The 24,042-nt window shown below is 39.8% G+C and carries 22 protein-coding genes and 1 tRNA gene; 12 read left to right on the plus strand and 11 right to left on the minus strand.

Going from position 1 to position 24,042, the window contains the following annotated elements:
• Positions 1–144: 144 nt before the first annotated feature.
• The 4 genes from AACZ73_RS03245 to AACZ73_RS03260 form a co-directional block, all read right to left on the minus strand.
• Positions 145–2,907: a DEAD/DEAH box helicase family protein gene (locus AACZ73_RS03245; protein WP_339875361.1), complete on the minus strand. Its 2,763-nt coding sequence runs from the start codon at positions 2,905–2,907 to the stop codon at positions 145–147.
• Positions 2,904–3,626 (minus strand): hypothetical protein, encoded by a 723-nt coding sequence (locus tag AACZ73_RS03250; RefSeq protein ID WP_339875363.1) that lies wholly within the window; start codon positions 3,624–3,626, stop codon positions 2,904–2,906. The genes AACZ73_RS03245 and AACZ73_RS03250 overlap by 4 nt, the downstream gene beginning before the upstream one ends.
• A gap of 12 nt (positions 3,627–3,638) precedes the next feature.
• Positions 3,639–5,528 (minus strand): site-specific DNA-methyltransferase, encoded by a 1,890-nt coding sequence (locus tag AACZ73_RS03255; RefSeq protein ID WP_339875365.1) that lies wholly within the window; start codon positions 5,526–5,528, stop codon positions 3,639–3,641.
• A 288-nt stretch (positions 5,529–5,816) separates the two neighbouring features.
• Positions 5,817–7,109 (minus strand): tyrosine-type recombinase/integrase, encoded by a 1,293-nt coding sequence (locus tag AACZ73_RS03260; protein ID WP_339875366.1) that lies wholly within the window; start codon positions 7,107–7,109, stop codon positions 5,817–5,819.
• Positions 7,110–7,566: 457 nt separating this feature from the next.
• Between AACZ73_RS03260 and AACZ73_RS03265 the strand changes: the two genes are divergently transcribed.
• Positions 7,567–8,025, plus strand: coding sequence for a JAB domain-containing protein (locus AACZ73_RS03265; RefSeq protein ID WP_339875367.1), 459 nt, complete (start codon positions 7,567–7,569; stop codon positions 8,023–8,025).
• Position 8,026: 1 nt separating this feature from the next.
• Here the strand turns inward: AACZ73_RS03265 and AACZ73_RS03270 are convergent, their stop codons facing one another.
• The 3 genes from AACZ73_RS03270 to uraH form a co-directional block, all read right to left on the minus strand.
• Entirely contained in the window at positions 8,027–8,443 is a 417-nt protein-coding gene (locus AACZ73_RS03270) for a hypothetical protein (RefSeq protein WP_339875369.1), read from the minus strand.
• Between the two features lie 126 nt (positions 8,444–8,569).
• The gene (locus AACZ73_RS03275; RefSeq protein WP_339875370.1) at positions 8,570–9,271 is read right to left on the minus strand and encodes a VIT family protein; all 702 of its coding nucleotides are present in this window, start codon (positions 9,269–9,271) and stop codon (positions 8,570–8,572) included.
• Positions 9,272–9,391: 120 nt separating this feature from the next.
• Entirely contained in the window at positions 9,392–9,784 is a 393-nt protein-coding gene (gene uraH / locus AACZ73_RS03280) for a hydroxyisourate hydrolase (protein WP_339875371.1), read from the minus strand.
• Positions 9,785–10,096: 312 nt separating this feature from the next.
• Between uraH and AACZ73_RS03285 the strand changes: the two genes are divergently transcribed.
• Entirely contained in the window at positions 10,097–10,582 is a 486-nt protein-coding gene (locus AACZ73_RS03285) for a GNAT family N-acetyltransferase (RefSeq protein ID WP_339875372.1), read from the plus strand.
• On the plus strand, positions 10,579–11,481 hold the full coding sequence (locus AACZ73_RS03290; RefSeq protein ID WP_339875374.1) for a hypothetical protein: 903 nt from the start codon (positions 10,579–10,581) through the stop codon (positions 11,479–11,481). The genes AACZ73_RS03285 and AACZ73_RS03290 overlap by 4 nt, the downstream gene beginning before the upstream one ends.
• Here the strand turns inward: AACZ73_RS03290 and AACZ73_RS03295 are convergent.
• A complete protein-coding gene (locus AACZ73_RS03295; protein WP_339875376.1) occupies positions 11,462–11,992 on the minus strand; it encodes a thermonuclease family protein in 531 nt (176 codons plus the stop codon). The genes AACZ73_RS03290 and AACZ73_RS03295 overlap by 20 nt on opposite strands.
• 220 nt (positions 11,993–12,212) lie before the next feature.
• Positions 12,213–13,415 (minus strand): site-specific integrase, encoded by a 1,203-nt coding sequence (locus AACZ73_RS03300; protein ID WP_339875378.1) that lies wholly within the window; start codon positions 13,413–13,415, stop codon positions 12,213–12,215.
• 142 nt (positions 13,416–13,557) lie between these two features.
• Between AACZ73_RS03300 and AACZ73_RS03305 the strand changes: the two genes are divergently transcribed.
• From AACZ73_RS03305 to AACZ73_RS03320, 4 genes are all read left to right on the plus strand, one after another.
• Positions 13,558–13,635, plus strand: a tRNA-Leu gene (locus AACZ73_RS03305).
• Between the two features lie 44 nt (positions 13,636–13,679).
• Complete coding sequence (locus tag AACZ73_RS03310; protein WP_339875380.1) at positions 13,680–13,913, plus strand: GIY-YIG nuclease family protein; 234 nt, start codon at positions 13,680–13,682, stop codon at positions 13,911–13,913.
• A gap of 110 nt (positions 13,914–14,023) precedes the next feature.
• A complete protein-coding gene (locus AACZ73_RS03315; protein WP_339875380.1) occupies positions 14,024–14,257 on the plus strand; it encodes a GIY-YIG nuclease family protein in 234 nt (77 codons plus the stop codon).
• Between the two features lie 212 nt (positions 14,258–14,469).
• Positions 14,470–15,336 (plus strand): mechanosensitive ion channel family protein, encoded by an 867-nt coding sequence (locus AACZ73_RS03320; RefSeq protein WP_339875382.1) that lies wholly within the window; start codon positions 14,470–14,472, stop codon positions 15,334–15,336.
• On the opposite strand, the gene AACZ73_RS03325 is transcribed toward AACZ73_RS03320, so the two are convergent.
• Positions 15,331–15,798: a nucleoside triphosphate pyrophosphohydrolase family protein gene (locus AACZ73_RS03325; RefSeq protein WP_339875384.1), complete on the minus strand. Its 468-nt coding sequence runs from the start codon at positions 15,796–15,798 to the stop codon at positions 15,331–15,333. The two genes, AACZ73_RS03320 and AACZ73_RS03325, sit on opposite strands and share 6 nt — an antisense overlap.
• 263 nt (positions 15,799–16,061) lie before the next feature.
• Here AACZ73_RS03325 and dapF point away from each other — a divergent pair, with 263 nt between their 5' ends.
• The 5 genes from dapF to AACZ73_RS03350 all read left to right on the plus strand — a co-directional run bounded on the left by dapF (position 16,062) and on the right by AACZ73_RS03350 (position 22,867).
• A complete protein-coding gene (gene dapF, locus AACZ73_RS03330; protein ID WP_339875386.1) occupies positions 16,062–16,835 on the plus strand; it encodes a diaminopimelate epimerase in 774 nt (257 codons plus the stop codon).
• Positions 16,836–16,934: 99 nt separating this feature from the next.
• Entirely contained in the window at positions 16,935–20,315 is a 3,381-nt protein-coding gene (secA, locus tag AACZ73_RS03335; protein ID WP_339875388.1) for a preprotein translocase subunit SecA, read from the plus strand.
• Positions 20,316–20,321: 6 nt separating this feature from the next.
• Positions 20,322–20,867, plus strand: coding sequence for a hypothetical protein (locus AACZ73_RS03340; RefSeq protein ID WP_339875391.1), 546 nt, complete (start codon positions 20,322–20,324; stop codon positions 20,865–20,867).
• Positions 20,848–22,038: a M20 family metallopeptidase gene (locus tag AACZ73_RS03345; protein WP_339875393.1), complete on the plus strand. Its 1,191-nt coding sequence runs from the start codon at positions 20,848–20,850 to the stop codon at positions 22,036–22,038. Before AACZ73_RS03340 ends, AACZ73_RS03345 begins: the two co-directional genes overlap by 20 nt.
• A 61-nt stretch (positions 22,039–22,099) precedes the next feature.
• Entirely contained in the window at positions 22,100–22,867 is a 768-nt protein-coding gene (locus AACZ73_RS03350) for a S1/P1 nuclease (RefSeq protein ID WP_339875395.1), read from the plus strand.
• 129 nt (positions 22,868–22,996) lie between these two features.
• Here the strand turns inward: AACZ73_RS03350 and ruvB are convergent, their stop codons facing one another.
• Positions 22,997–24,031 carry a Holliday junction branch migration DNA helicase RuvB gene (gene ruvB, locus AACZ73_RS03355; protein WP_339875397.1) on the minus strand — a complete coding sequence of 345 codons (1,035 nt, stop codon included), beginning with the start codon at positions 24,029–24,031 and terminating at the stop codon, positions 22,997–22,999.
• Positions 24,032–24,042: the final 11 nt, after the last annotated feature.

Genomic DNA, 24,042 nt, shown 5'->3' on the forward strand with positions numbered 1-24,042 from the left:
GTTAAAAATTTCCGTAAAAGTAACTTAATTAATCTACATCGCTACTTTTCTTTTTGAACATTAGATAACACTATTGTAACCAAATGTTACTCTATATAAAGTTTTCAAAGTAACGAATTTAAATATACAAAAAATTATAACTAATCACACTTTCAGTTCACTCACTGAGCCAACTACACGATAGTTCACATGGTCTATCACTTCAAAGTGCTTCTCTGCACATGCTATCTTCAATCGTTCGCTATCTCTTAATAAGGTGCGGTCTTTTGCTGCTTTAGGATCTTTGGTTTCAGCTACAAAGTAGATTTTGGTTTCCTCACCGTCCTCTTTTTTAATCAAAGCCCAATCGGGGTTGTAGGGACCAATTGGAGTTTTGACCACAAATGTTCTTGGAAGCTTTACATAGAAAAGTATATCATCCCTGCTTTCGCAATCTTCGGCAAAACTGCGTTCCGGTGAACTGAGTGAATCAATTGCCACATAGTTGTAAAGTGTTTTGGCTTGCTTCTTAACCTCTAATAGATTTTCCAAATACTGCTCAATTTCTGCGGATTCAAACAACTTCATTTCATAGACCTGTCCGGCAATCTTTTCGTATTGGATACCATTGATCTTGATGCGGTCAAATTCATGTTTGATGATGCGTACCACGCTATCCATGAATAATTGAGGGTTGTTGAAGATTTCGCCCAAGCGGTTTGAGTTCAATACGATTTGGGTAATGGTGTCTCGGGTAAGCTCTGTTTTAGATTGGATATAAGCGATAAAATCAGGGATTTCATAATTGGTGTCCTTTACCATTTTCTCCTTTGAGCTTTTCTGCTCCCCACCTAATTCAATCAGCTTGCCCATGGCATCTCTAACGAATTTTGCTACATTCTTTTCACGATAGATTACTGGACGCTCGATAGGTGGCATTGCTTGCAATGCAGCGACACAATATGCAATTAGCTCTTCGGTACTGTAATCAACTTTGTATTCTGTTTTGGCTTTGATTTTCTCCCAAAGCTCAAGGAATAAAGAATCTTCTATCCATTTGTCTTTGAGCCTTACGCTGGTTCTTGCTCTGGCATTTTTGATGCGACCTTCGAACTTCACGCCACAATCTTCTTCTATTTCTTTTTGAAGTGCTTTGGAGAATGAATCATAGGATTCATTTGCAATGACAGTAAGCCTATTGATAGCACGATCAAGATTTCTTGCTCCTGTTTGTTCAACGCATAAGCGGAGACCTCTACCGATTTCCTGTCGCTTCTTTATATCCGACTTGGTTTCATTGAGCGTACAGATTTGAAATACATTGGGATTGTCCCAACCTTCACGCAATGCAGAGTGACTGAAAATAAAGCGGAGCGGCACTTTTTCATCCAATAGCCTTTCCTTATCTCTCATGATTAGGTTGAAGGTATCATCATCAGCTTTGGTAGTTCTCGTTTCTTTGGTGTCTTTATATTTACCTGCTTTATCCTGGCTGAAATATCCATCATGCACATCTTTAGCCTTGAAGCTCATTAAACCCCTGTATGCTGGCATATTCTGCCATTTGGCATAGCTTTCTTCAAACCATTCGGAATATTTTCCTTGTATTGTGTTCCCTGCATCATCATACTCACGATAATTGGCCACACGGTCGATAAAAAATATTGATAAGACCTTGATTCCTTTGCCCTGCAGCTCTTTCTCTTTCTTGAAGTGGTTCTCTACCGTGGCATCTACCATTTCCCTAAGTATCTGGTCGGTAAGACCTCCCACGGCTTGACCCTGATAGACAATTTGACCACTTGAGAACTCAATGAACTGATTGTCGGCATCAAGCTCATTGACTACATAGCCGTCTTTATATATGTCCCAATTTTTGGACAGCTTGTATAGATCATCACCAACCTTTGCGGAAACCTGTTTTTTCTGAACGCCTGTTTTTTCATTAACGAATATTGAAACCTTGGCAGTAACCGATTTCTTGGCCATACGGAAACCATCCACACTGATGAACGCTCCTGAGCTGTCGTTTCTGGCCACTACAGAATCAACTTCAATTTGCTTTACCAAGCCTAAATCATACGCCTTCACCGGGTCGAGCTTGTAGACCAGGTTGTAAAGGTTCTTGTGTGTTGCAGAATACCTCAGCGTAAATAGGGGATTGAGATTGGCAATAGCTCGCTTTCGAATATCGGTTTCCATATTCTGCGGCTCGTCTATAATCACAATCGGATTGGATTTCTGAATGTACTCTATGGGCTTTATGCCTGATTCCCTTACCTGATTGATGACGTTGGCATCTTTGGTGAAGGAATCAATATTGATGACTAAAATTTGAATGGCGTTGCTTTTGGCAAAATTGCCCAAGTCTGTCAAACGACCTGAATCATACACCTTGTAATCCGCAGGTTGGTTTTCGTAGATTTCCTGCAAGTGGTCGAAAGTGATTTGAAGTGATTTGATAACTCCTTCACGGATAGCCACGGAGGGAACTACAATCACAAACTTCTTGAAGCCATACACTTTGTTGAGTTCGTAAATAGAGCGGAGATACACATAGGTTTTGCCCGTTCCGGTTTCCATTTCTATTGAGTAGTTGGGAAACTCGGTTACTACTGATTTACCTTCCAGAACACCTTTTACGGATGCATCTTCATTGTACCAAAGCTTTTCAATGGCGGATGATATTTCCTCTTCTCTTAGCTCATTTTCCGTCTGAACTTTGTTGAGGTTTGTGAGCAATTCTTCCTCACTAAGGGCAAGATTGTTGCCTACACCTGCCTCGGTGAAGGTAATACTACCGCTATTGGTATCAGCCATAGAAAACTCAAAATCTGAATTGCTCAAAGGCTGGCCGTCAAACAGGTCAATGACTGATTGAATGGCTTGAAGCTGGTATTCTTGGTTTTTATCAAACTGTAGTTTCATCTATAACGTCTTTGATAACCTAATTGCTCAATTGCATTAATTACTTGAGGTGCATCAAGAGCGTTATTCAAGTAAACAACACGGTAAGTACTCCTTACTGCAAATGAATCATCATCCCACGGGGTTAAGGTTTCATTAACACCTCTTTCTACCATCATGTCCCATGTTGAGCCTCCGACAAGTGAAAAAGTTACTGTTTCTGAGGTAAGTAAATTATCTTTCTGAGTGTCAAACAATACAGCCAAATAGAGATTTTTTTGTACTTCGCCAGGCTTTATGCTGTTTGAATAAGGGCCAATATTTTTGAAGTTTGCATTGGTATTACATAAAGCAAATCTTACCCCATTCCGAGGAAAAGAAGAACGTACTTCTACACGGTGTCCTTGATTTAATTGAATGTCAATTTGCACCGATGCACTCGTAAATGGGGTTGGAGATGCAATATTATTGAATGTCGAATTTATGTACTGTTCCCAACCAGATTCTGCACACAAGCCCCCAAATGAATCGATTCTTCTTCTTTGAAGGTTCCGTTCGAATTGGGCATTATTTGCTGCTCCAGCACATACGAGACGGGCTAACTGCTCTGATCGTTCAAGAATTGAATTGTATTCAGGAGTGCCACGTATTAAGGAACACTGAATAATGTTAAAGGTACGAGCCGAATATCTTGCGTTTGGCGGTACCTGACAATTTATAGTTACTGGTGTTAGAATCATTTGCTGAGCTTTTTATATTGATTTCAATTCTATCCCATTCTCTTGAAGTTTTAAGATTATGTTCGTTTTAACACAATCCTCACTATTGAAGGAGCTATCAAGACAAATAAATAGGTTTGGCTTAATTGAAACCAACTCTTTAACAACAGCATCTGTTACTTGTCCGAAGCAAAATGAAATATTGGGTTTCTCAAAATAATAGATTGTTGAATTTGCAATCGCTTTAGTATTAACTTTTGAGTTCAGGCTTAAACCATTCTTTATCATTAACTCCCAAAGGAATTTCAATTCCGCAACGTTGTCTTCGTGTGAACTTTTGAACAGTTCTACTTGGGCTTTTAATTCGTCTTCATTTGTAATTTGATCACTTCTCCAAACTTTGAAGTTAGAGTGAGACAGCCTGAAAAATCTAAAGCCTTGAGGTCTCTTTTTCTCGAACTGTAATTGAGACTCATCACTCTTTCCTATTTGCTTAATTACATTTGATAATCTCTTTCTTGTAATTTCTGAGATATACTTAAAGCCAGCTTTGTAGGCTTCAGTATTGGACTCAGTTTTTTCAGGCATTTGAACGAGTATAAATTTCCGATTACCGTTCTTCTCATTGTTTAACTCTATTACTGCTTGGCCTGTAGATCCAGAACCTCCAAAAAAGTCAAGAATTATATCATTATTATCATGTGTGGAGCCAAGATTAATTAGAGTTTTTAGTAATTCTATCGGCTTAGGATTATTGAAAATATTCGCCTTACCCAGAACTTTTGTTAAGGCTTGTTTTCCTTGGCTGTTGCGAGCTTCATTGAGGAAAAGTGAGCGAGGTACTTTTTCCTTTGTTTCACCATCTGAGCTATTAAGATAAAGTTTGTACTCAACAACCCAGCGGTCTTTATCGTCTTTTCTAATAATTACCTTATCTTCTTTTAATGCATCAAGGAAAGAATTTTCTTCCCATTTCCATTCATTGAAAATTTCTGAATCATCTGGGCATTTAATTGAATATTGGAGACCTGGACGAGGATCATCAGGACGCATCCTTAAGAACGACTTGGTCTTGTATGGGCCTAAAGTTGCAAAATGCTTGTCTTTATGTTTGTACTGAGCAACGTCATTTTGTGAAAGAGGCATTCTGAGTTTGTCTATTGAATTAATATTCTTAGCATAACAAAGAATATATTCATGATCAACTGCGAAGTATTTGGAATCATTTCCGCCACCTGCATGTCGTTGCCAGACTATTTCCTGAATGTAGTTTTCTTCCCCGAATACCTCATTCATTAAAAGCCTCAAATTTGTTATTTCATTATCGTCTATATGAACGAAAATGATTCCATCGTCTCTTAGAAGATTCCTTGCCAAAAACATTCTTGGAAGCATCATAGAAAGCCAATTGGAATGAAATTGACCATTTTCTTTCCTATTTGGACGGAACAATCCCTCCTTCATCAAATGCCCTTCTTCGTCTTTATCTCCAACTCTTCGTGAATACTCTTCTTTTGTTTCTGAAAATTTGTCGGGATAAATGAAACTGTCGGAGCCAGTATTGTAAGGAGGATCAACGCAAATTACCTTTACTTTTCCATAGTAGGATTTCTGCAAAACCTTTAAAACTTCTAAGTTTTCGCCTTCAATAAGGATATTTTCTGCATCCTCCCAATTTATCGAATCTGAAATAGAAGGATTTAATGTTGACGTGGTTGGGGTTTGTAGGACTTTGTATGCGTCCGTTTTACCAGCCCAATTCAGTTGATACCTTTCAGAATCGGTATTGATGCTTTCTCCTAAAATCTGCTTGAGTTGCTCAACATTGATTTTATCCTCAGTAAAGGCACCAGGAATGATTTCCTTTAATTTGGAAATGATGTCGTCCGTAAGATTCAAAGATTTGCCGTCCATTGTGTTCATTCCTTAGTGTCTTTAATATTTTATTCTGTTTTAGTTGTGCCTTTACGGAGTTAATTTTTCAATACTGCCTTTCAATACTTTTCCTTCTTCAAATCATTTGTTCCTTGTATCAAAGATATAAATCATAGATTTATATCCTTAGGAACAAATCTTAACAATTGAACTCTGGAAGTATTAAGCAATTTCAATGATATTTCAGCAGGTTTCTCTTAATTAATCAAACTTAACATCTATGGATTTCTCAATCGAATCACAAATAGGATCAAAGGTTGCGTGGTGAGCGAAGGCTTAGCCAAACATCACACTCATAGCTTTTTCGATGGAATCCCTTACGGGATCAAGGTTTAGTCGGGCATAAACCTGCGTGGAAAGTGGGGATTTATGGCCCAAACTCTTCCCTATGATCTGCAAGCTCGCTCCGGTAATCGCTTGGTAGCTTCCAAAGGTTCGGCGGATATCGTGTAAGTACAAGTCCGTCAAACCGACAGGTAAGGTAATATTTTGCTTTTTAGCTTTTCTTTGAATTTTTTTAAATTCATCTTCTGTATGCTTATAGCTCAAAGATATTAAACTTTCCTTAGATAACATTTCAGAATACATTGCGTCATCTTTCCACATTTGCATGGTAGCCAGTTGTAGAAGCTTTTTCCAAGGACGCTTGAAATTAGTCAATGGCTGATCTGGGAAATCATCACTTGGAAATACCCAAGGGCTTTGGCTTTGTGATTTCCGTGTTTGAAGAATTTCCATTGCCTTACCAATCAGGGGTACTTTTTGGGATTCGCCGTTTTTGGTCATTGGGATAGTCCAGACTTTCATTTCCCAATTGATCTCCTCCCATCGCATGTGGAGGGTATTTGTCCTTCTTGCACCCGTTAATAGAAGCATCCAGAAATAGTCTTTGACCGTTTGGTTATGCTCCGCTTCCAGAGCCTTCAGAAGATAGGGCATCTCATTTGGCAGTACAAAGCGTTCCCGTGATTTCTCCTTGTACTTTTTGATACCCAAGGCAGGATTGATCCCTTCATAGCCCCATTCGATTGCTTTATTGAAGATGTGCCTGATACGCTCTAGCAATCTATTGGCTTGGTAAAGGCCATTTTCATCATGCACTTTCTCAATCAGTCTTTGGACTTCTGATTTACGAATGGTGCTGATTTTTTTCTTGAACCAATGAGACAGGAATTTGTGCACCTCTCTTTCATCGTATTTCCAAGACTTCTTGTGTTTTTTACTGTATCGCTCCATGTACTCTTCAAAGAGCTTTTCAAACGTATATTCGTTTTTCGATGAGCGAAGCTCATCTTGAGGGTTTTTACCAACAGCAATGTCTGCAAGCCTCAAAAATGCCTGTTTTCGTGCTACCTCGACACTCATATCTGGGAATATACCAAGGAATATACGTTCAGGCTTTCCCATGACCTTTTTGTAGAGATAAAACGATTTTGTTCCGCTTTTTCTTACATCCAAAATCAACCCTTTTACCTGATTATCTCGATAGTAAACCCTTCTTTTAGAGCTCGTAGACGGTTCAATATTTTGAAGTGCTGTTTTGGTAAAATTAAAGGTCGTTGTATCCATTTTGCGGCCCTCAGGTTCGTGATATGACAATATTCTGGTGCTACCCTGGTGCTACCTTGGGGAGTAAAAACCGTTAAATTGAGTTATATCACAGGCACCCAAAAATGCAAGTCAAGTCATTGATTTTATAATGAATAGTTACGAATAATAAGCTCCATCAAATTCAGTATATATGTCCAAAAAGTCGGCTCATAACCTGAAGGCCGCAGGTTCAAATCCTGCCCCCGCAACCAATAAATCAAGAACTTAATTAGACTTTCAAAACGACTGAAAATGCTGGTGCTACCCTGGTGCTACCGCCACCGTTAATAAATAATCGTTAATCTGCTCCCAAAAGAAAATTTTTTAACAGTTATTATTTCTTATTTACTGCCCTTTTCTACCCGACTCATCTGCCCAAATTGGTCAAAGAATACTGTATAACCACTCCTCACTTTTTTGCTTAGGAGTCGGAACGATGTCTGAATTGGATCTTTTTAGGGTTGCAGAAGTAGAGCTCGTTTATCGCTCCAAGGTTCCTGCCTCGCAACGCCCTAAAGTGAAATCCTCAAGGGATGTCTATAGGCTATTCATCGAGAATTGGAATCAAGACAAGATTGAATATCTTGAGGAAGCTAAGCTGCTTTTGCTAAGCAGAGGATCTGGCGTTCTCGGGATTTATAATTTGTCTTCTGGTGGAACTGCCGGAACAATAGTTGATCCGAAACTTGTCTTTGCCGCTGCTCTTAAGGCAAATGCTTCTTCGATAATTCTAGCGCACAACCACCCTTCAGGAAACCTTCAACCTAGTGAACAAGATGTGCGATTAACGCGAAGAATTCGCGAAGCAGGAAAATTATTGGATCTAGAGTTACTAGATCACTTAATCGTTTCTAAGCAAGGGTATTACTCTTTTGCAGATGAATGCAGTTTATGATTTATTTCTTGCTCAAAGAAATATTCATGATTTCAGTATATTTATTGTCAGCTCCTGAAGCACTATCAACACCCCATCCTATTAAGCCGCCAGCGGCAATATTACCCCATGTTGCGCCAGCAGTACCGCTTTCATTTATAAATTTGGCGGTGTGGTATCCTTGCTTGTTACATTCAACAAAAATATCATGCTTGGTTTTTTCTACGACTACGCTTCCAGGAGTAGGTTCAATTCTACCAATTGTTCTTCCTTCTCTATTTAGGGCGCAATCGGCCCCCTCTGGTGTAGTATTGATTGTGAGAGTTTGTGAAGTTCCATCAATAATAGAGGCGCAAGCCGATGTTAGCAGGGCTGAGATAAGCATTGGAAATATGAAACGCATTGTAAATCCTTTATAAAATACCGATTTACAATGCATGGTTTTCTAGCCTAGTCAATAGGTCTTTTTCTTTTCCGCCACTTCCACGGTGGAATCTGGTCTTTTTCAGGTAAAGCCCATAAACCTCTTTTTTCCAGCTTCCCTTCGTCTTAGAGCAAATACCGGTTATACTTTGACACCAAAAACGTAACCAACTAAGGCGGATAAGCCCATCGCAATTGTCCCCCAGATTACAATTCTGATTATTGCTTTTGTTATACTTGAACCACCTGTCTTTGCGGAAACTGCACCAAGAACAACAAGAGACAGTATTGTAAAGCCGTATAGAAAGTACTCCATACTTGAAACTGGTGCGAAGATAATTACCAACAATGGTAATAGTCCGCCAACAGTAAATGCAGCACCCGAAGCAAAAGCCGCTTGTATTGGATTTGCTTGACTTATTTCATTTATTCCAAGTTCGTCTCGAATATGTGTTCCCAATGCGTCTGCATCTGTAAGCTCTTTTGCTACTTGTAAAGCGGTTTCCTTTTTTAGTCCCCTTCTTTCATAAATTTCTGCCAGTATTTTAAGTTCTGATTCCGGCATTTCTTTAAGTTCTTGTTTTTCTCTTTCAATGTCAGCTTTTTCAATGTCGGTTTGAGAACTTACCGAAACGTATTCACCTGCCGCCATAGATAATGCACCAGCTACAAGTCCTGCAATTGTTGCCAATAAAATGGGGTCTCTTGTCGTGCTGGCTGCTGCAACACCTATTGCCAAACTTGAGATGGAGATAATTCCGTCATTCGCCCCTAAAACGGCAGCTCTCAACCAGTTACTTCGGTTTATGTAGTGACTGTCTAAATAGTTATCTATGGTTATCATTTTATTCTCGTTAATCTCTGTTTTAAAATTACTGCAAACGTTTGGGTTTGTGGTTTATTTATGAACACACAAACTATGTAAGGGCAGAAAAATCATCCTCAGAGGATTTGCCCATCTTTTTTAGTTTCCGCGATATGTCGAATATCCAAAGGGGCTGACAACAACGGGCACATGATAATGATCCGTCTTTTCATCAACCATAAAAATAACATCAATCTCAGGGAAAAACGGCACCTTTGATCCGTTATCGTAACTGGTCATATCGAAAGTAAGTTTATAGGTACCTGACTTAAAATCAGCGTATTCTACAAATTGTTTTATACGCCCATTTTCACCCGTTTTACTCTTAGTGATAGATACCCATTTTCCCTCTTCTTTTTTCGATAAAACGACCGGAATATCTTCACCACCCTTGCCGCTAGTTAGATCTAAAACATGGGTTGATATTTCAGTTGCTGCTGCAGGGGCGGCAAGCATCAGTGTAAACATCATACCTATCAACAGTTCTTTCATGGTTTTTTCCTTTAATTCTTTCCTTTAGCCAATAGGTTAGCACCATAAAAATTAAATTGTAAATACTACTTTCCTAGAATATCAAATCCTTAAAAAAGCCTACTTATTTGCCCCGAAGACAATGATTAGTTGTTCAACAAAATGATGATTTATATTTGCCCGATAAAAGCCTTAGTCCTTTCACACATCTCAGGGCGGCAATTACTGTTTTTCCAGCAAGCCTGAACTGATATTTTGTTTTTCTTGATATTCTATCGAAAAAATATAATTTGCTTTGAAAAGCAATAAAAACTGATCCCAGAGTAATAAATTATGCTAGGTACTGAAATTGACTTTGCCAAATCCACAGATTTAGAGCAGATTGAATCACTTTTTTTGGAGATTATTGAATCAATTCCTTATTACAATGATCTAGCGAAAGAAAATGAAATCAAACGATACACAAAAGCTGAGTTGGAATTCAAATTGGTAGAAGACCCCTTTTCCATCATTTCAGCCAAACAGGATGGGATAGTCATTGGCTTTTGCTTTTCTCGATTTGATGATTTTACCATATGGCTTGAGTGGTTCGGTATTAGCCCAAATCATCAAAGACAAGGCATAGCAAAACTTCTACTTGAAAAACTTGAATTTTCGGCGGAAGCAAGAAAATGTCATAAAATATGGTGTGATACTAGAACAGAAAACAAAAGGTCTTCAGACGTTCTGGAAAAAAATGGATTTAGTAAAATCGTAGAAATTAAAAACCATTGGTACGGACAAGACTTCTTCCTATGGCAAAAATTTATAGGTAAGTGAGATCATTCATTCAATACCTCTACAAGGTATTTCCCACATGGATTCAAATTTTTGCGACAATAGTCGGTTTTACCGCCTCGTTTATCTTTTTTCTGCCTAGCATTAAAATCGAAGGAGACCTTTCTAAACTGTCTATTTTAATCTTATGCTTAGTTCTTAGTACTATAATTGTTCTGGTTATTAAGCCAATAAATCAAACAATAGAGAACTTACCTTTGGATCAAATACTTTTTAATGATAGTTACTCAGCGAAAATATTATTTCCCTATCAAGAGAAATATTTAAAGCCTCTAAATAAAATTGCTAATTCCTATTACGGGAAATCTAGCGCAAGTAGTAAGTACATCAAAAGTTGGTACGAAAAAAACCCCTACTCTTTAGTTACGCTTGCAGACAAAAATAGAAACATAATTGGTTACTATGATATGCTTCCTCTTTCAGATGAATTTGCACATGAATTTATCAGTGGTAAAAAGGGCGAAAAAGATATTAGGGACACCCATATTTTGCCCGTAGAAGAAATGAAAAATGCTAATTTCATTTATTTTGCAGGCGTCGCAATTAAAGATCATCACACACAACAAAGTAAAATTTTTTCTGGGTACTTATTATATACTGCCTTTCTCTATTTGAAAAAATTTTATGATTTAAATCAAGACAAAACGATACTGGCTGTTTCTGCTACCGAAAGCGGAAAAAAGCTTTTAATGCACTTAGATTTTGATCTTGAGGATAATGCTATAAACAGAAAAGATAAGCTGGATTTATACTCCAAGAAGTTTAATCTTCAAAATCTTGAATCTAACCTAGAGAAGATTATCTTTTTTGGCGCAAAAATTGACTTGTCTGATTTTTCAAACTGTGAAGAAATATCTTCTATTACTCCAAAGTCGGCGTAGTTGTTTTTTTCTTTTTACGCCACTTCCAAGGCGGGATTTGATCCTTTTCAGGTAAAGCCCATAAACCTCTTTTTTCCAGCTTTGCTTCATCTTGTAGCAGATACAGATTGTGGTCATATACGTATTGCGTATAAACCCAAGCAGCACCCTTTTGAACCATTTGGGCATTAATATCTTGATCATTCAAATATAGTGTCGCGACAACTCGACCATAGCGGTCAACATCATCCTCAATGACAGATACTTCTTTTAAATAGACCAAATCCGATAGTATCTGTTTTGAACTTTGACCGAAGGGTTGATTCTTCTCCGGTGCATCGATCTGAGAAAGACGGACTTTAACGCTTTTATTTTCATCCGTCAGAATGGTTACCGTGTCACCATCTTGTACAGCGACCACCTTCCCTGATACTTCATTGATATGTTCAGGATAGAGATGTGAGAATGCGAAAAACAATCCTATGCCAATAAGAGTCAGTATGGCATTTTTAGATTTTACAGAAATTTTCATGTGAGCATTACTCAGCTATCAAAAATGGATAGGAAGGTTTAAGGCTTGAAATCATCAGGATTATTGTTTTCACCCTGAATGCGCCAGTTCCTTGCAACAGCGCAGACAAAATACCCTACCATTAAACCAAGGTAAAAAACGGCGATATATCCCCACATGATCCAATCCTTAAAAAGTTTCCATCATCATACGCACTTGATCCGAGAGGAGCAATAAAATTTCATTTCAAAACCTTATTCAAAGCATCATCCATGTCCTTATTGGAGAAATTGGACTGGTAGCCAATAGTCGTGGTGATATTGGAGTGCCTATAGAGCTTTTGCAGGATTTGCACCGGAATTTTATCAGCCGACACTTGGGCAAAGCTGTGTCTTGAAACGTGCATGGTCAGTTTCTTATTGATCTTAAGATCGGTAGCAATGGTTTTCAGATAGGTATTGATGCTCCGAACCTTGACCTTGATGTATTTCTGAACCTCAAATTCATCCTTAAGATCAGGCAGGCTTTTGAGAAATGGGAACACAAGATCATGCTGCGGGGTGTCGTTTTTGTACTGGTCAATTATTTCCAGTGCCTTTTCAGGAACCTTAAGGCTGTCTGTTTTGCTGTTCTTACCCATGGTGTAGTAAAGCCTTCCGTTCTGGAAATCGGACCATTTCATGCGGAGTACATCTGAAACCCGCATTCCAGCAAAATAATAGGAGATCAGGTAAATATTACGGGCATGATGCTGTCCCACATTTGGGAGATTGGCAGTTTCAAGCATGGCAATCTCTTCCTTGGTCATGCCGACCTTCTTACTGTCGGGAAACTTGATACTGATTTTGCCCTTACCGAACGGATAATTTTTCAAATCAGCTGCTCCTGCTTGGACAGCTTGATTGTAGATGGATCGGATAATAACCAAATGATTAACCACAGTTCGTTCGGTTATCTGCCGTGTGCCTTTCATCCAGGCTTGGAAATTTCTTAAGAACGGAACCGTGATATCGCTAAAGGCAATATCGCCACCTGCAAACTCTTTTACCCGTTCGATCTTTGGGCTGTCATTGTTATGGCGGTTGTATTTTCCAGATTTCTTGAGGTTGTCCAGATAGATTTGAGCTTGCTTAAGAAATGTGCCTTCTTTTTCACCAGCAACAGATTTTTTAATAGATTTGGCACTCGTTCCTTTTTTCTGGGTTTCCAGTTCTATTACCTTGTCGTTCGCTTCAGCCAGTTTGCTCAAGATGAGATTATTCAGCCTGACAGAGTTCGGATGTGACTTTTTGACACGGCACTTACCTTTGTCCCAGTCTTTATCGGCTAAATACTGACCTGTGAATATATAGGTCGATTGGCGGTCTTTGGTGATACGGATCGCTATAGGGTATTGCCCTTGGGCGTTTGGCTTTGGTCTGAGTACCGCTTTGATGGTTGCCATAAGGAAAAGAGTTTGGGCTTCTTTCCCAAAGGTACAACATTTGGGTACAACATAGGTACAACAAATCGCGGTTTTTCTTGATTTTACCTGTCTTGATCTGGAATAAAAAGTGCCTATATTCGTTCAAATGGCCACATTTAGAGCCATATGAAACCAAAACAGACAAGACTTAAAATCTTGTGGCCGTAAGGCCGTGCGGGTTCGATTCCCGCTCCTGGTACATAAGCCTCACAGAAATGTGGGGCTTTTTGTTTATATTATTTTGTGTTTACTGTTTACGCAATTTCGAGCATATCTAGGAACTACATTTATGTCGGGCTTACTTCTAATTTAGAAAATAGACTTCAAAGGCATAATTCGGGATATGAGCGAACTACTCGTCCATACTCTCCTTTCATTTTAATATATCAAAAAGAATTTTCCACCAGACCCCAAGCCCGAGAACATGAGAAATTTCTTAAGACATCATCGGGTAAACGATTCTTATCAAATGGTTAAAATCTTGTGGCCGTAAGGCCGTGCGGGCCTGCCTGCTGCAGGCAGGTTCGATTCCCGCTCCTGGTACATAAGCCTCACAGAAATGTGGGGCTTTTTGTTTATATTATTTTGTGTTTACTGTTTACGCAATTTCGAGCATATCTAGGAACTACATTTATGTCGGGCTTACTTCTAATTTAGAAAATAGACTTCAAAGGCATAATTCGGGATATGAGCGAACTACTCGTCCATACTCTCCTTTCATTTTAATATATCAAAAAGAATTTTCCACCAGACCCCAAGCCCGAGAACATGAGAAATTTCTTAAGACATCATCGGGTAAACGATTCTTATCAAATGGTTAAAATCTTGTGGCCGTAAGGCCGTGCGGGCCTGCCTGCTGCAGGCAGGTTCGATTCCCGCTCCTAGCCTCCCTGAAGGAGATAAATCCATAAGCCTCACAGAAATGTGGGGCTTTTTGTTTTTAAGCGGTTTCAGAATCCTATATTTTTTAATTCAGAGATAAATGAATTCCAATAATTTAAGGTACCCAACCATTTTTTGTATTTTGAGAGCTATGAATGAATTAGAATTTTTGTCAACAGACTGGCCCACGGTTAAACACTGGTTGATTATTGGAGGAATTGCGCTGGCTACATTTTTATTTTTTCTCTTTTTAGCCAGAAAGTCCCGAACACTCCTAAGTAAAAGATTAGTCAAAAGAATGGACGATGACTTGCTCGCTAATTTCCTGGCGGGAATTTTTGGTTCAATCGTAATTTTGATTGGGTTATTAATTGTATTTCGAATTATTGGACTGACTGGAGTTATCTCTGGTATGTTAGCTGGTGCTGGGATTTCAGCTTTTATCATTGGTTTTGCGCTGAAAGACATTGGGGAAAACTTCCTCGCTGGAATTATTTTGGCATTTAAGCGACCTTTCAGAGTTGGAGATATAGTCGATATTAATGGAATGCGCGGCCAGGTGCTGACACTGAATCTCCGAGATACTCAGATCAAAACCGGAGATGGCAAGGATGTTTTTATCCCAAATGGGATTATTCTAAAAAATCCGTTGATCAATTTCACCATAGATGGTTTTCTTCGCTATGATTTTATTGTTGGCTTGGACTACGGTTCTGATTATGACGTTGCTTTAGCTCTTATTAAAAAAACGATCTCTGAAGTTCCGGGGGTTTTAGGAAGCAAAAAATCACCTGAAGTCTGGGTGACGGATCTTGCAGAAAGTACCTTAAATATCCAAGTTACTTTCTGGGTAGATACTTTTGAGCGAAGTATTTCCGATGCAGTTGTGAAAAGCTCTGCCATTCTGATGGTGCTAACTGCATTAGAAAAGGCCGACTTTAATATGCCGGCCCGGATTGTAGAATTGAAGAATTACCAGGGTACAGAGTTGAAAACTTCCGTAATAGAATCCTTATGATTTGATGATTCCTGCGAGATCTGCAGGAGAATAAGCAACAGATTTCAAAGTCTTTCTATCACCTTCCCGGAAGACCAAATACAGATCGCCCTCTTTTTCATAGAAGCATTCTGTCCCCTTTGCATTGTAGTGTGCCACAGTAGCTTTGGCCTCGTCTTCAGTTTTGCAGGCTTTACTCATGTTAGAGCGCTGAACTTCGTCGAAGAGTGTTTTGAATTTTTCTCCCAATCCAAACTCTAAAATTGCTCCAGAAAGTACGTATTGCAGATCGCAAAGGGCATCCGCTACTTCAACCAAATCATTATTTGCGATAGCCTCCTCCAGTTCTTTCAGTTCCTCAGCCAAAAGGGAAACACGTAAATCGCATCTTACTTTTTCAGGAATTACAGGCGATGGCAAAACTGGGTGCTTGAAAGTTTCGTGAAATAGAGCTACGGAAGTAAGGGACTTGGGATCTTGCATAATGTTGATGTAAATGAAAGTTTGAAATAAATGAAAAAGACTGGCTTTTGGCTGTGATTTGAGAATTTTCTCAAATTATATGAAATGATAGGATCTGAATGTTTTAATCAGGGATTCTTTTAAATCAAACTAAACGCACCAATTTTTGACTTATTTGAAATTGAGAATCAGACAATAAGTCTGTTTTTGTGACAAGATGTTTAAGTTTGTGTTTCAACATTGGCTTGGATGGGTTTTTGTCCCGATATCCACAACGATTTTCCATGGAAATTTCATTTTACAAATATCAAGGAACTGGTAATGACTTTGTCATGATCGATGATCGTGCGCAGAAGTTTGACGATACTGATTTGAAACTAGTATCTAAGCTTTGCGATCGAAAATTTGGTGTAGGTGCTGACGGGCTGATTTTGATCAGAAATCATAAAGATTATGATTTTGAGATGATCTATTTCAATGCAGACGGAAGTCAAAGCATGTGTGGAAATGGAGCTCGTTGTGCGGTTGCATTTTCATCATTTCTTGGGATTCTAGAAGAAAAGACAAGTTTCCTTGCTATTGACGGGGCTCATGAAGCAATTTTGAAAGATGGTCTGGTGCATTTACTTATGGGAGATGTAGCCGGAATAGAAGAAAAAGGAGAAGATTCCTTCGTCAACACGGGTTCACCTCATCACATTCGATTTGTGGAAGATGTTCAGAATTATCCCATTTTCGCAGAAGGTAAGAAAGTAAGATACGACCAAGAATATGCTCCTAAAGGCACCAATGTCAATTTTGTCCAAAAAGTAAGTGCTGATGAAATCTTCGTTCGTACCTATGAAAGAGGAGTAGAAGACGAAACACTTTCCTGCGGTACTGGAGTAACTGCAGCTGCTATTGCTTTTGGTAAAGAGCAAAGCGAAGCAACGATTAAAATAAAGACTCTTGGCGGCCAACTAAGCGTGAATTTTAAAGCTTCAGAAAATGGATCTTTTAAAGAAGTCTGGTTGATAGGTCCTGCAGAGCAAGTTTATGCCGGGCAAATAAAAGTTTAACCAATAAATTGAGTCCTTCTCCGATGGACTGGTTTTATCATCAATTATAAAAAAAGGGCTTATTTTTGAAGCCCTGATAGAGAATAACAATAAGCTAGCATGTTAGATATTATAGCAAAGGGACTTGCAAAAGTATTTGGAACCAAGTCCGACAGAGATATTAAAGAACTTCTGCCGATCGTAACAAAGATCAATGAATCTTTTTCTGGATTGAAAAACCTCAGTGATGATCAATTGCGAGCCAAGACTGGAGAAATCAAAGCTGAAATTAACGCCCATTTAAAGGAATTTGACGATAAGATCGTTGCGATCAGACTTAAAGTGGATGAGTTGCCGGCTAAAGCTATCCATGAAAAGGATCAGCTATTCAATCAGATTGACCAGATCGAAAAAGATCGGAATGCTGCTTTGGAGGTTGTTTTGGAGAAGGTTTTGCCAGTGGCTTTCGCAGTAGTGAAGGAGACAGCGAGACGTTTGAAAGAAAATGGCACATTGATAGTGACAGCAAACGACCGTGATCGTGAACTTTCTGCAAGCAAACCGAATGTAGAGATCCAAGGTGAGAAAGCTATCTGGCATAATAGATGGATCGCAGCCGGGACAGAAGTTGTTTGGGACATGCTTCATTACGATGTGCAGCTTATCGGAGGTATGGTTCTACACAAAGGGAATATTGCCGAGATGGCTACAGGTGAAGGTAAGACGCTTGTATCTACCCTACCCGCTTATCTTAATGCGCTTGCAGGACGAGGAGTTCACATCGTAACAGTGAATGATTACTTGGCCAAGCGTGACTCCGAATGGAATGCGCCACTTTTTGAATTCCACGGATTGACTGTGGACTGCATTGATAAATATACTCCTAACTCTGCTGCCCGTAAGAAAGCGTATGCTTCTGACATCGTCTATGGAACGAATAATGAGTTTGGCTTCGATTACCTGAGAGATAACATGGCTCGAGAAGCTGGAGATCTGGTTCAGGGCAAGCACCACTTTGCAATGATTGATGAAGTCGATTCTGTGCTGATTGATGATGCGAGGACGCCGTTGATCATCTCGGGACCTGTGCCTAAAGGCGATGTGCACGAGTTTGACGATATGAAGCCCCGCGTTTCGACTTTAGTGGATGAGCAGCGTAAATTGGTTCAGGGTTTCTTAAGCTCTGCCAAGAAAATGATTGCTGATGGAAACGAGAAAGATGGTGGATTGGCTTTGTTCCGCGCATTCCGTGGAATGCCTAAATACAAGCCTTTGATCAAATATCTTTCCGAGCCTGGAATAAGAGTAATCCTTCAGAAAACTGAGAATTACTACCTACAGGATAATAAGCGTCAAATGCCCGAAGCAGATGAACCGCTTTTATTCACTATAGACGAGAAAACAAACGTAGTCGATTTGACAGATCTTGGCATCGAGACGATGACTACTAAGAATGAAAATGCTGAGTTTTTCATTCTTCCGGATATTGGGATATTGATCGCGGATTTGGAGAAAGAACAAAGTATAACAGATACAGAAAAACTTGTTCGAAAAGAAGAAGCGATCAAAGATTATAGCGTTAAAGCTCAGCGTATTCACACTGTGAATCAGTTGCTTAAAGCATATTGTATGTTTGAGCGTGATACCGAATACATTTTGGTTGACGGCAAAGTGAAGATTGTAGATGAGCAGACCGGTCGTGTGATGGAAGGTCGTCGATATTCAGACGGATTACATCAGGCCATTGAGGCAAAGGAAAATGTGAAGGTGGAAGATGCTACTCAGACTTACGCTACAATTACCCTTCAGAACTACTTTAGAATGTATCATAAGCTGGCTGGTATGACTGGTACAGCGGAGACTGAAGCAGGTGAATTTTGGGAGATTTACAAGTTGGATGTGGTTGTGATTCCAACAAACAAGCCGATTATCAGATCTGACCGGGATGATAAAGTATACAAAACAGTACGTGAAAAATTCAATGCTGTAGGTGACGAGATCAATGAGCTAGTTGCTGCCGGAAGACCTGTTCTTGTGGGTACTACTTCCGTAGAAATCTCCGAGGTCCTCAGTAGAATGCTGACACTAAAGAAAATTCCTCATCAGGTATTGAACGCCAAGCAGCATGCTAGAGAGGCAGATGTAGTAGCGATTGCCGGGCAAGCTGGCACGGTTACCATTGCAACCAACATGGCTGGTCGTGGTACGGATATTAAGCTTTCCCCTGAAGCTAAAAAAGCGGGAGGATTAGCCATTATCGGTACTGAACGTCACGAATCTAGACGCGTAGATAGACAGTTAAGAGGTAGATCTGGACGTCAGGGTGATGTTGGATCTTCACAGTTTTTCGTGTCACTGGAAGATAGCTTAATGCGTCTTTTTGGTTCGGACCGTATTGCCAAGTTAATGGATAGAATGGGTCTCGAAGAAGGAGAAGTGATCCAACACAGCATGATTTCAAAGTCAATCGAACGTGCTCAGCGCAAGGTGGAGGAAAATAACTTTGGTACTAGAAAGAGGCTACTCGAGTATGATGATGTGATGAACTCACAGCGTGAAGTGGTCTATAAGAGAAGACGTAATGCACTGAAAGGTGAAAGACTGGAGTTGGATATTTTGAATATTTTGTACGATGTCTGTGAAGGTTTGGTAGATATCGGCAAGTCTAGCAGTGACCCTGAGGATTTTAGAATGAATGTGTTCACTACATTGGGGATAGACTATCATGTTTCTGAAAATGAACTGAAATCCAAAGATGCCGGTCAATTGACTCAGGAGCTTTATACAATTGCTTTTGAAGCGTATCAGAAGAAAAGCGAAACGATGATGAATACTGCTCTTCCGATTTTTAAACGCGTGCAGGAAGAAAGAGGAGCTACAGTGAAAGATATCATGGTGCCTATTTCAGATGGAATCAAGCAGATCGGTGTAGTAGTTAATTTAGAATCTACAGTTAATTCTGAGGGAAGGGATTTAGTGAGAGCAATTGAAAAGAACGTCTCACTCGCCATAATAGACCAAAACTGGAAAGAACATCTTCGAGATATGGACGACTTGAAGCAGTCGGTTCAAAATGCCGTATATGAGCAAAAAGATCCTCTATTGATCTACAAGTTTGAAGCTTTTGAAATGTTTAAGCGCTTTATCGGCAAGCTAAATGAAGATATGACTACTTTTCTGACTAGAGCAGATTTGCCTAAGCAAGATCCGAATCAGGTACATGCTGCAGCTCCTCAACGAGTAGCAGAGACTCACGTCCAAGCTTCCAAAGAAGAGGCTGGAAGTACGCTAAACCCTGGCGCTAACCGTGCAGCTGCCGCTGCATCCAATGCAGGCAGACCAGCTCCACAGGTAGTAGCTCCAAGAAAATCAGATAAAGCATATGGCAGGAATGATAAGGTTTCGGTTCAATACACGAATGGCACTACTAAATCAGATGTGAAGTATAAAAGTGTGGAACAGGATGTGCAGGAAGGAAAATGTGTAATCATCGATAATTAAAAAAGCATGAGAATTTTCTGGGTTTTAGGATTGGTACTGATTTTTGCAAGTTGTAAATCTACAAGTAGGACTTCGGGTTCTGCATCAAATTATGGCAGTTATCAGGAAGATTTGAACTCTTCTCTTCCGGTCTATCCGGATTATCGTGCGCAGATGGCGTCCAAATCATCCTTGGAATCCTCCAAATCAGCTAAAGCAGTTGATGATCAATTGACACAAGTGCAAGCGTCTTTGATCAGCAAAAATAAATCTGAACCCTACTTCAATGGATATTCAGTATTGGTTTATTCAGGAATTGATCGGAACAAAGCCTTCAAAACCCGCGATGATTTAGCTTCGAGTTTCCCGGATCTAGTACCAGAAATGCAATATGAGCAACCTCGATATTTGGTGAAAGTCGGTAAATACGCCCATAAAATTGAAGCCCAAAAAAGCTTCGCAGAAGTAAAAACACAATTTCCAACAGCGAGAATTATCCAGGATCGCTTTCAGCGTGAAGAATTCAAGACGCTAAACGAACTCAATCAAGAAGATGTTGAAAGACAAAATTAAATCTCTGGCCAAGGCCTATAAAGAAGAAGTAATTGCAAATCGTCGCCATCTTCATGCCAATCCTGAGCTTTCCTTTGAAGAATACAATACTTCTAAATATGTAAAAGAGAAGCTTCAGGCAATCGGAATTACTAATATTGAATCGAAAGCAGATACGGGTTGGGCGGCTCTGATAGAAGGCAAAAACCCAAATAAACGAGTAGTTGCGCTTCGTGCAGACATGGATGCATTGCCGATCATTGAGGCAAATGAGGTTCTCTATAAATCTAAAAACCATGGTGTTATGCATGCCTGTGGACACGATGCACACACCGCATCGCTTCTTGGAGCTGCAAAAATCCTCAATGAGTTAAAAGACGACTTTGAAGGTACAATAAAACTTATTTTTCAACCTGGAGAGGAAGTGGCTCCGGGAGGCGCATCGTTGATGATCGCTGATAAAGTACTTGAAAATCCACGCCCTAATGGAATTATCGGCCAACACGTAATGCCTTTTATAGAAGTTGGTAAAGTCGGTTTTAGGCCTGGTATTTACATGGCCAGTGCAGATGAAATCTACGTGACTGTAAAAGGAAAAGGCGGTCACGCTGCCATGCCGGAAACGTTGATCGATCCGGTGTTGATAGCTTCTCATATGATTGTCGCCTTGCAGCAAGTTGTGAGTCGAGCGGCAAGTCCCAAAATCCCTTCCGTTCTTTCTTTTGGAAGAGTAGAGGCATTGGGAGCTACCAACGTCATTCCTAATGAAGTTAAAATCCAAGGTACTTTCCGGACGCTTGATGAGGAATGGCGGGCAAAAGCCCATGAAAAAATGCTGTCAATAGCTCATGGCATAGTAGAAGGTATGGGAGGAGAAGTAGATTTTGAAATCAAGAAAGGGTATCCATTTTTGAAGAATGATCCTGAGTTGACCCAAAGATCACATCAGGCTGCGATAGCTTACCTTGGTGAAGAAAACGTACTTGATCTGGATATTTGGATGGCTGCCGAGGACTTTGCTTTCTATTCTCAGGAAGTTGAAGGTTGTTTCTATAGGTTAGGAACAAGAAATGAAGCCAAAGGAATTACATCAGGAGTTCATACTCCCACATTTGATATTGATGAAGATGCATTGGAAATCGGATCAGGTTTGATGGCTTTCCTGGCAGTTTCAGAACTTGAGAAAGCATAATCTTTCGGTAACCTTATCTCCTTTTTTCTGAAGTATCTTTGCCCTTCTCATTTTGAACGATATGAAAAAACTCCTTACTACTACAGTTTTTGTTTTATTTATTGCTATGCAGGGCTTTGCCTGGGGACAGTTAGGCCACTATTTGATCGGATATATGGCCGAAAAACAGATAAAGAAATCTGTTCGAAAGAAAGTAGAAAGAGTCCTTTACCCGATGTCCATTGGAAGAAGCGGAACTTGGATGGATGAGATCAAATCAGATCATGCCTTTGACTATGCTTATTCATGGCATTACATGACTAGCATTGCTGGTGACTACGATGAGTCTATTCAGGAAAAAGGTGGCAACGTGTATGCTGAAATCAATCGCATAAAAGGAGAATTAAAGCAAGGGAATCTAGCTCCTGAGAAGGAAGCCGAATTGCTCAAAATGCTGATTCACATGGTAGAAGATATTCATCAGCCGCTACACGTGGGAACTGGTGAAGACAAAGGAGGAAATGATGTTAGGTTGGAATACTTTGGTAAACCAACCAATCTACATGCTGTTTGGGATAGCGGTATTCTTGATAGCAAATCAATGAGTTATACGGAGATTGGCGACGAGCTTTCCCGACGATTAAATAAAGAGTTAAAAAAAGGATACCGGGCAGCGACAATGCAGGATTGGCTTGCTGAGGCGGTTTCAGCCAGGACTGCGGTCTATAATCTTCCCGAAAACAATAAAATATCTTATGCTTATGGCTACGAAAACAGTCCACTTCTAGAAGAGCGATTAATTGCCGCAAGCGTCCGTTTAGCTCAAATTCTAGAGGAGATTTACGGATAAAAAAGGGAAAAAATATAAAAACACCGTCGGTCTTTGATGAGCGACGGTGTTTTTTTGCATGTATTGTTAGCACATTTTATTTAGAAAATCAGCGTATGTATTTGGCAAATAGAGTTGAGTTTTTTCCTTTTATATTCCCTCAAATAAGCCACCCATTCCGAAATTGGGTTTGATTTTTAAGTGGTTATAAGCCAGTTCCGTAGCCATACGACCTCGGGCAGTTCTCTTCAAATAGCCTTCTTGGATCAAAAATGGCTCATAAACTTCCTCAATTGTCTCTGCTTCTTCCCCACAGGCGGTAGCAATTGTACTTAACCCTACTGGACCTCCTTTGAATTTTTCTATAATTGTCAACAGGATCCTATTATCCATTTCATCCAAACCATTCACGTCCACATCCAGCGCATCCAGCGCGATCTTAGAAATTTCCAGTGTGATCGTACCGTCGCCTTTCACTTCAGCGAAATCACGAGTTCTGCGAAGAAGCATATTTGCAATTCGTGGTGTGCCTCTGCTTCTTCTGGCAATTTCATAAGCTGCGATTTCATCAATTGGTGTCTGTAAAATTCCAGCAGACCGTGACACGATATCTGTCAATAATTTAGCATCGTAATATTCCAGTCTGGAATTAATCCCAAATCTCGCACGCAACGGCGATGTAAGAAGGCCCGAGCGTGTGGTCGCTCCAATTAGCGTAAAAGGGCTTAACGAGATCTGGACCGAACGGGCATTCGGGCCAGAATCCAGCATAATATCAATGCGGAAATCCTCCATTGCAGAATAAAGGTATTCTTCAACTATAGGATTTAGCCTATGTATCTCATCTATAAAAAGTACATCACCTTCTTCCAAATTTGTTAGCAAGCCCGCCAAATCAGAAGGTTTATCCAGGACAGGTCCAGAAGTAATTTTGAGACCAGCATTTAATTCATTTGCTATTATATGACTAAGGGTAGTTTTACCCAAGCCTGGAGGACCATGTAGAAGCACGTGATCCAAAGGCTCATTTCTGTTCTTTGCCGCCAGCACGAATACCCGCAAATTTTCCACGATTTTGAATTGGCCAGTGAAGTCCTCAAAACTCAGCGGCCGTAAAGCTTTCTCGAAATCCTTGTCCTTTGGGCTCAGACTTTCATCGTTCCCGCTTAAATAATCTTCTCTCATATATTTATCCT

Source organism: uncultured Algoriphagus sp. (assembly GCF_963974835.1).
Lineage (GTDB): Bacteria > Bacteroidota > Bacteroidia > Cytophagales > Cyclobacteriaceae > Algoriphagus.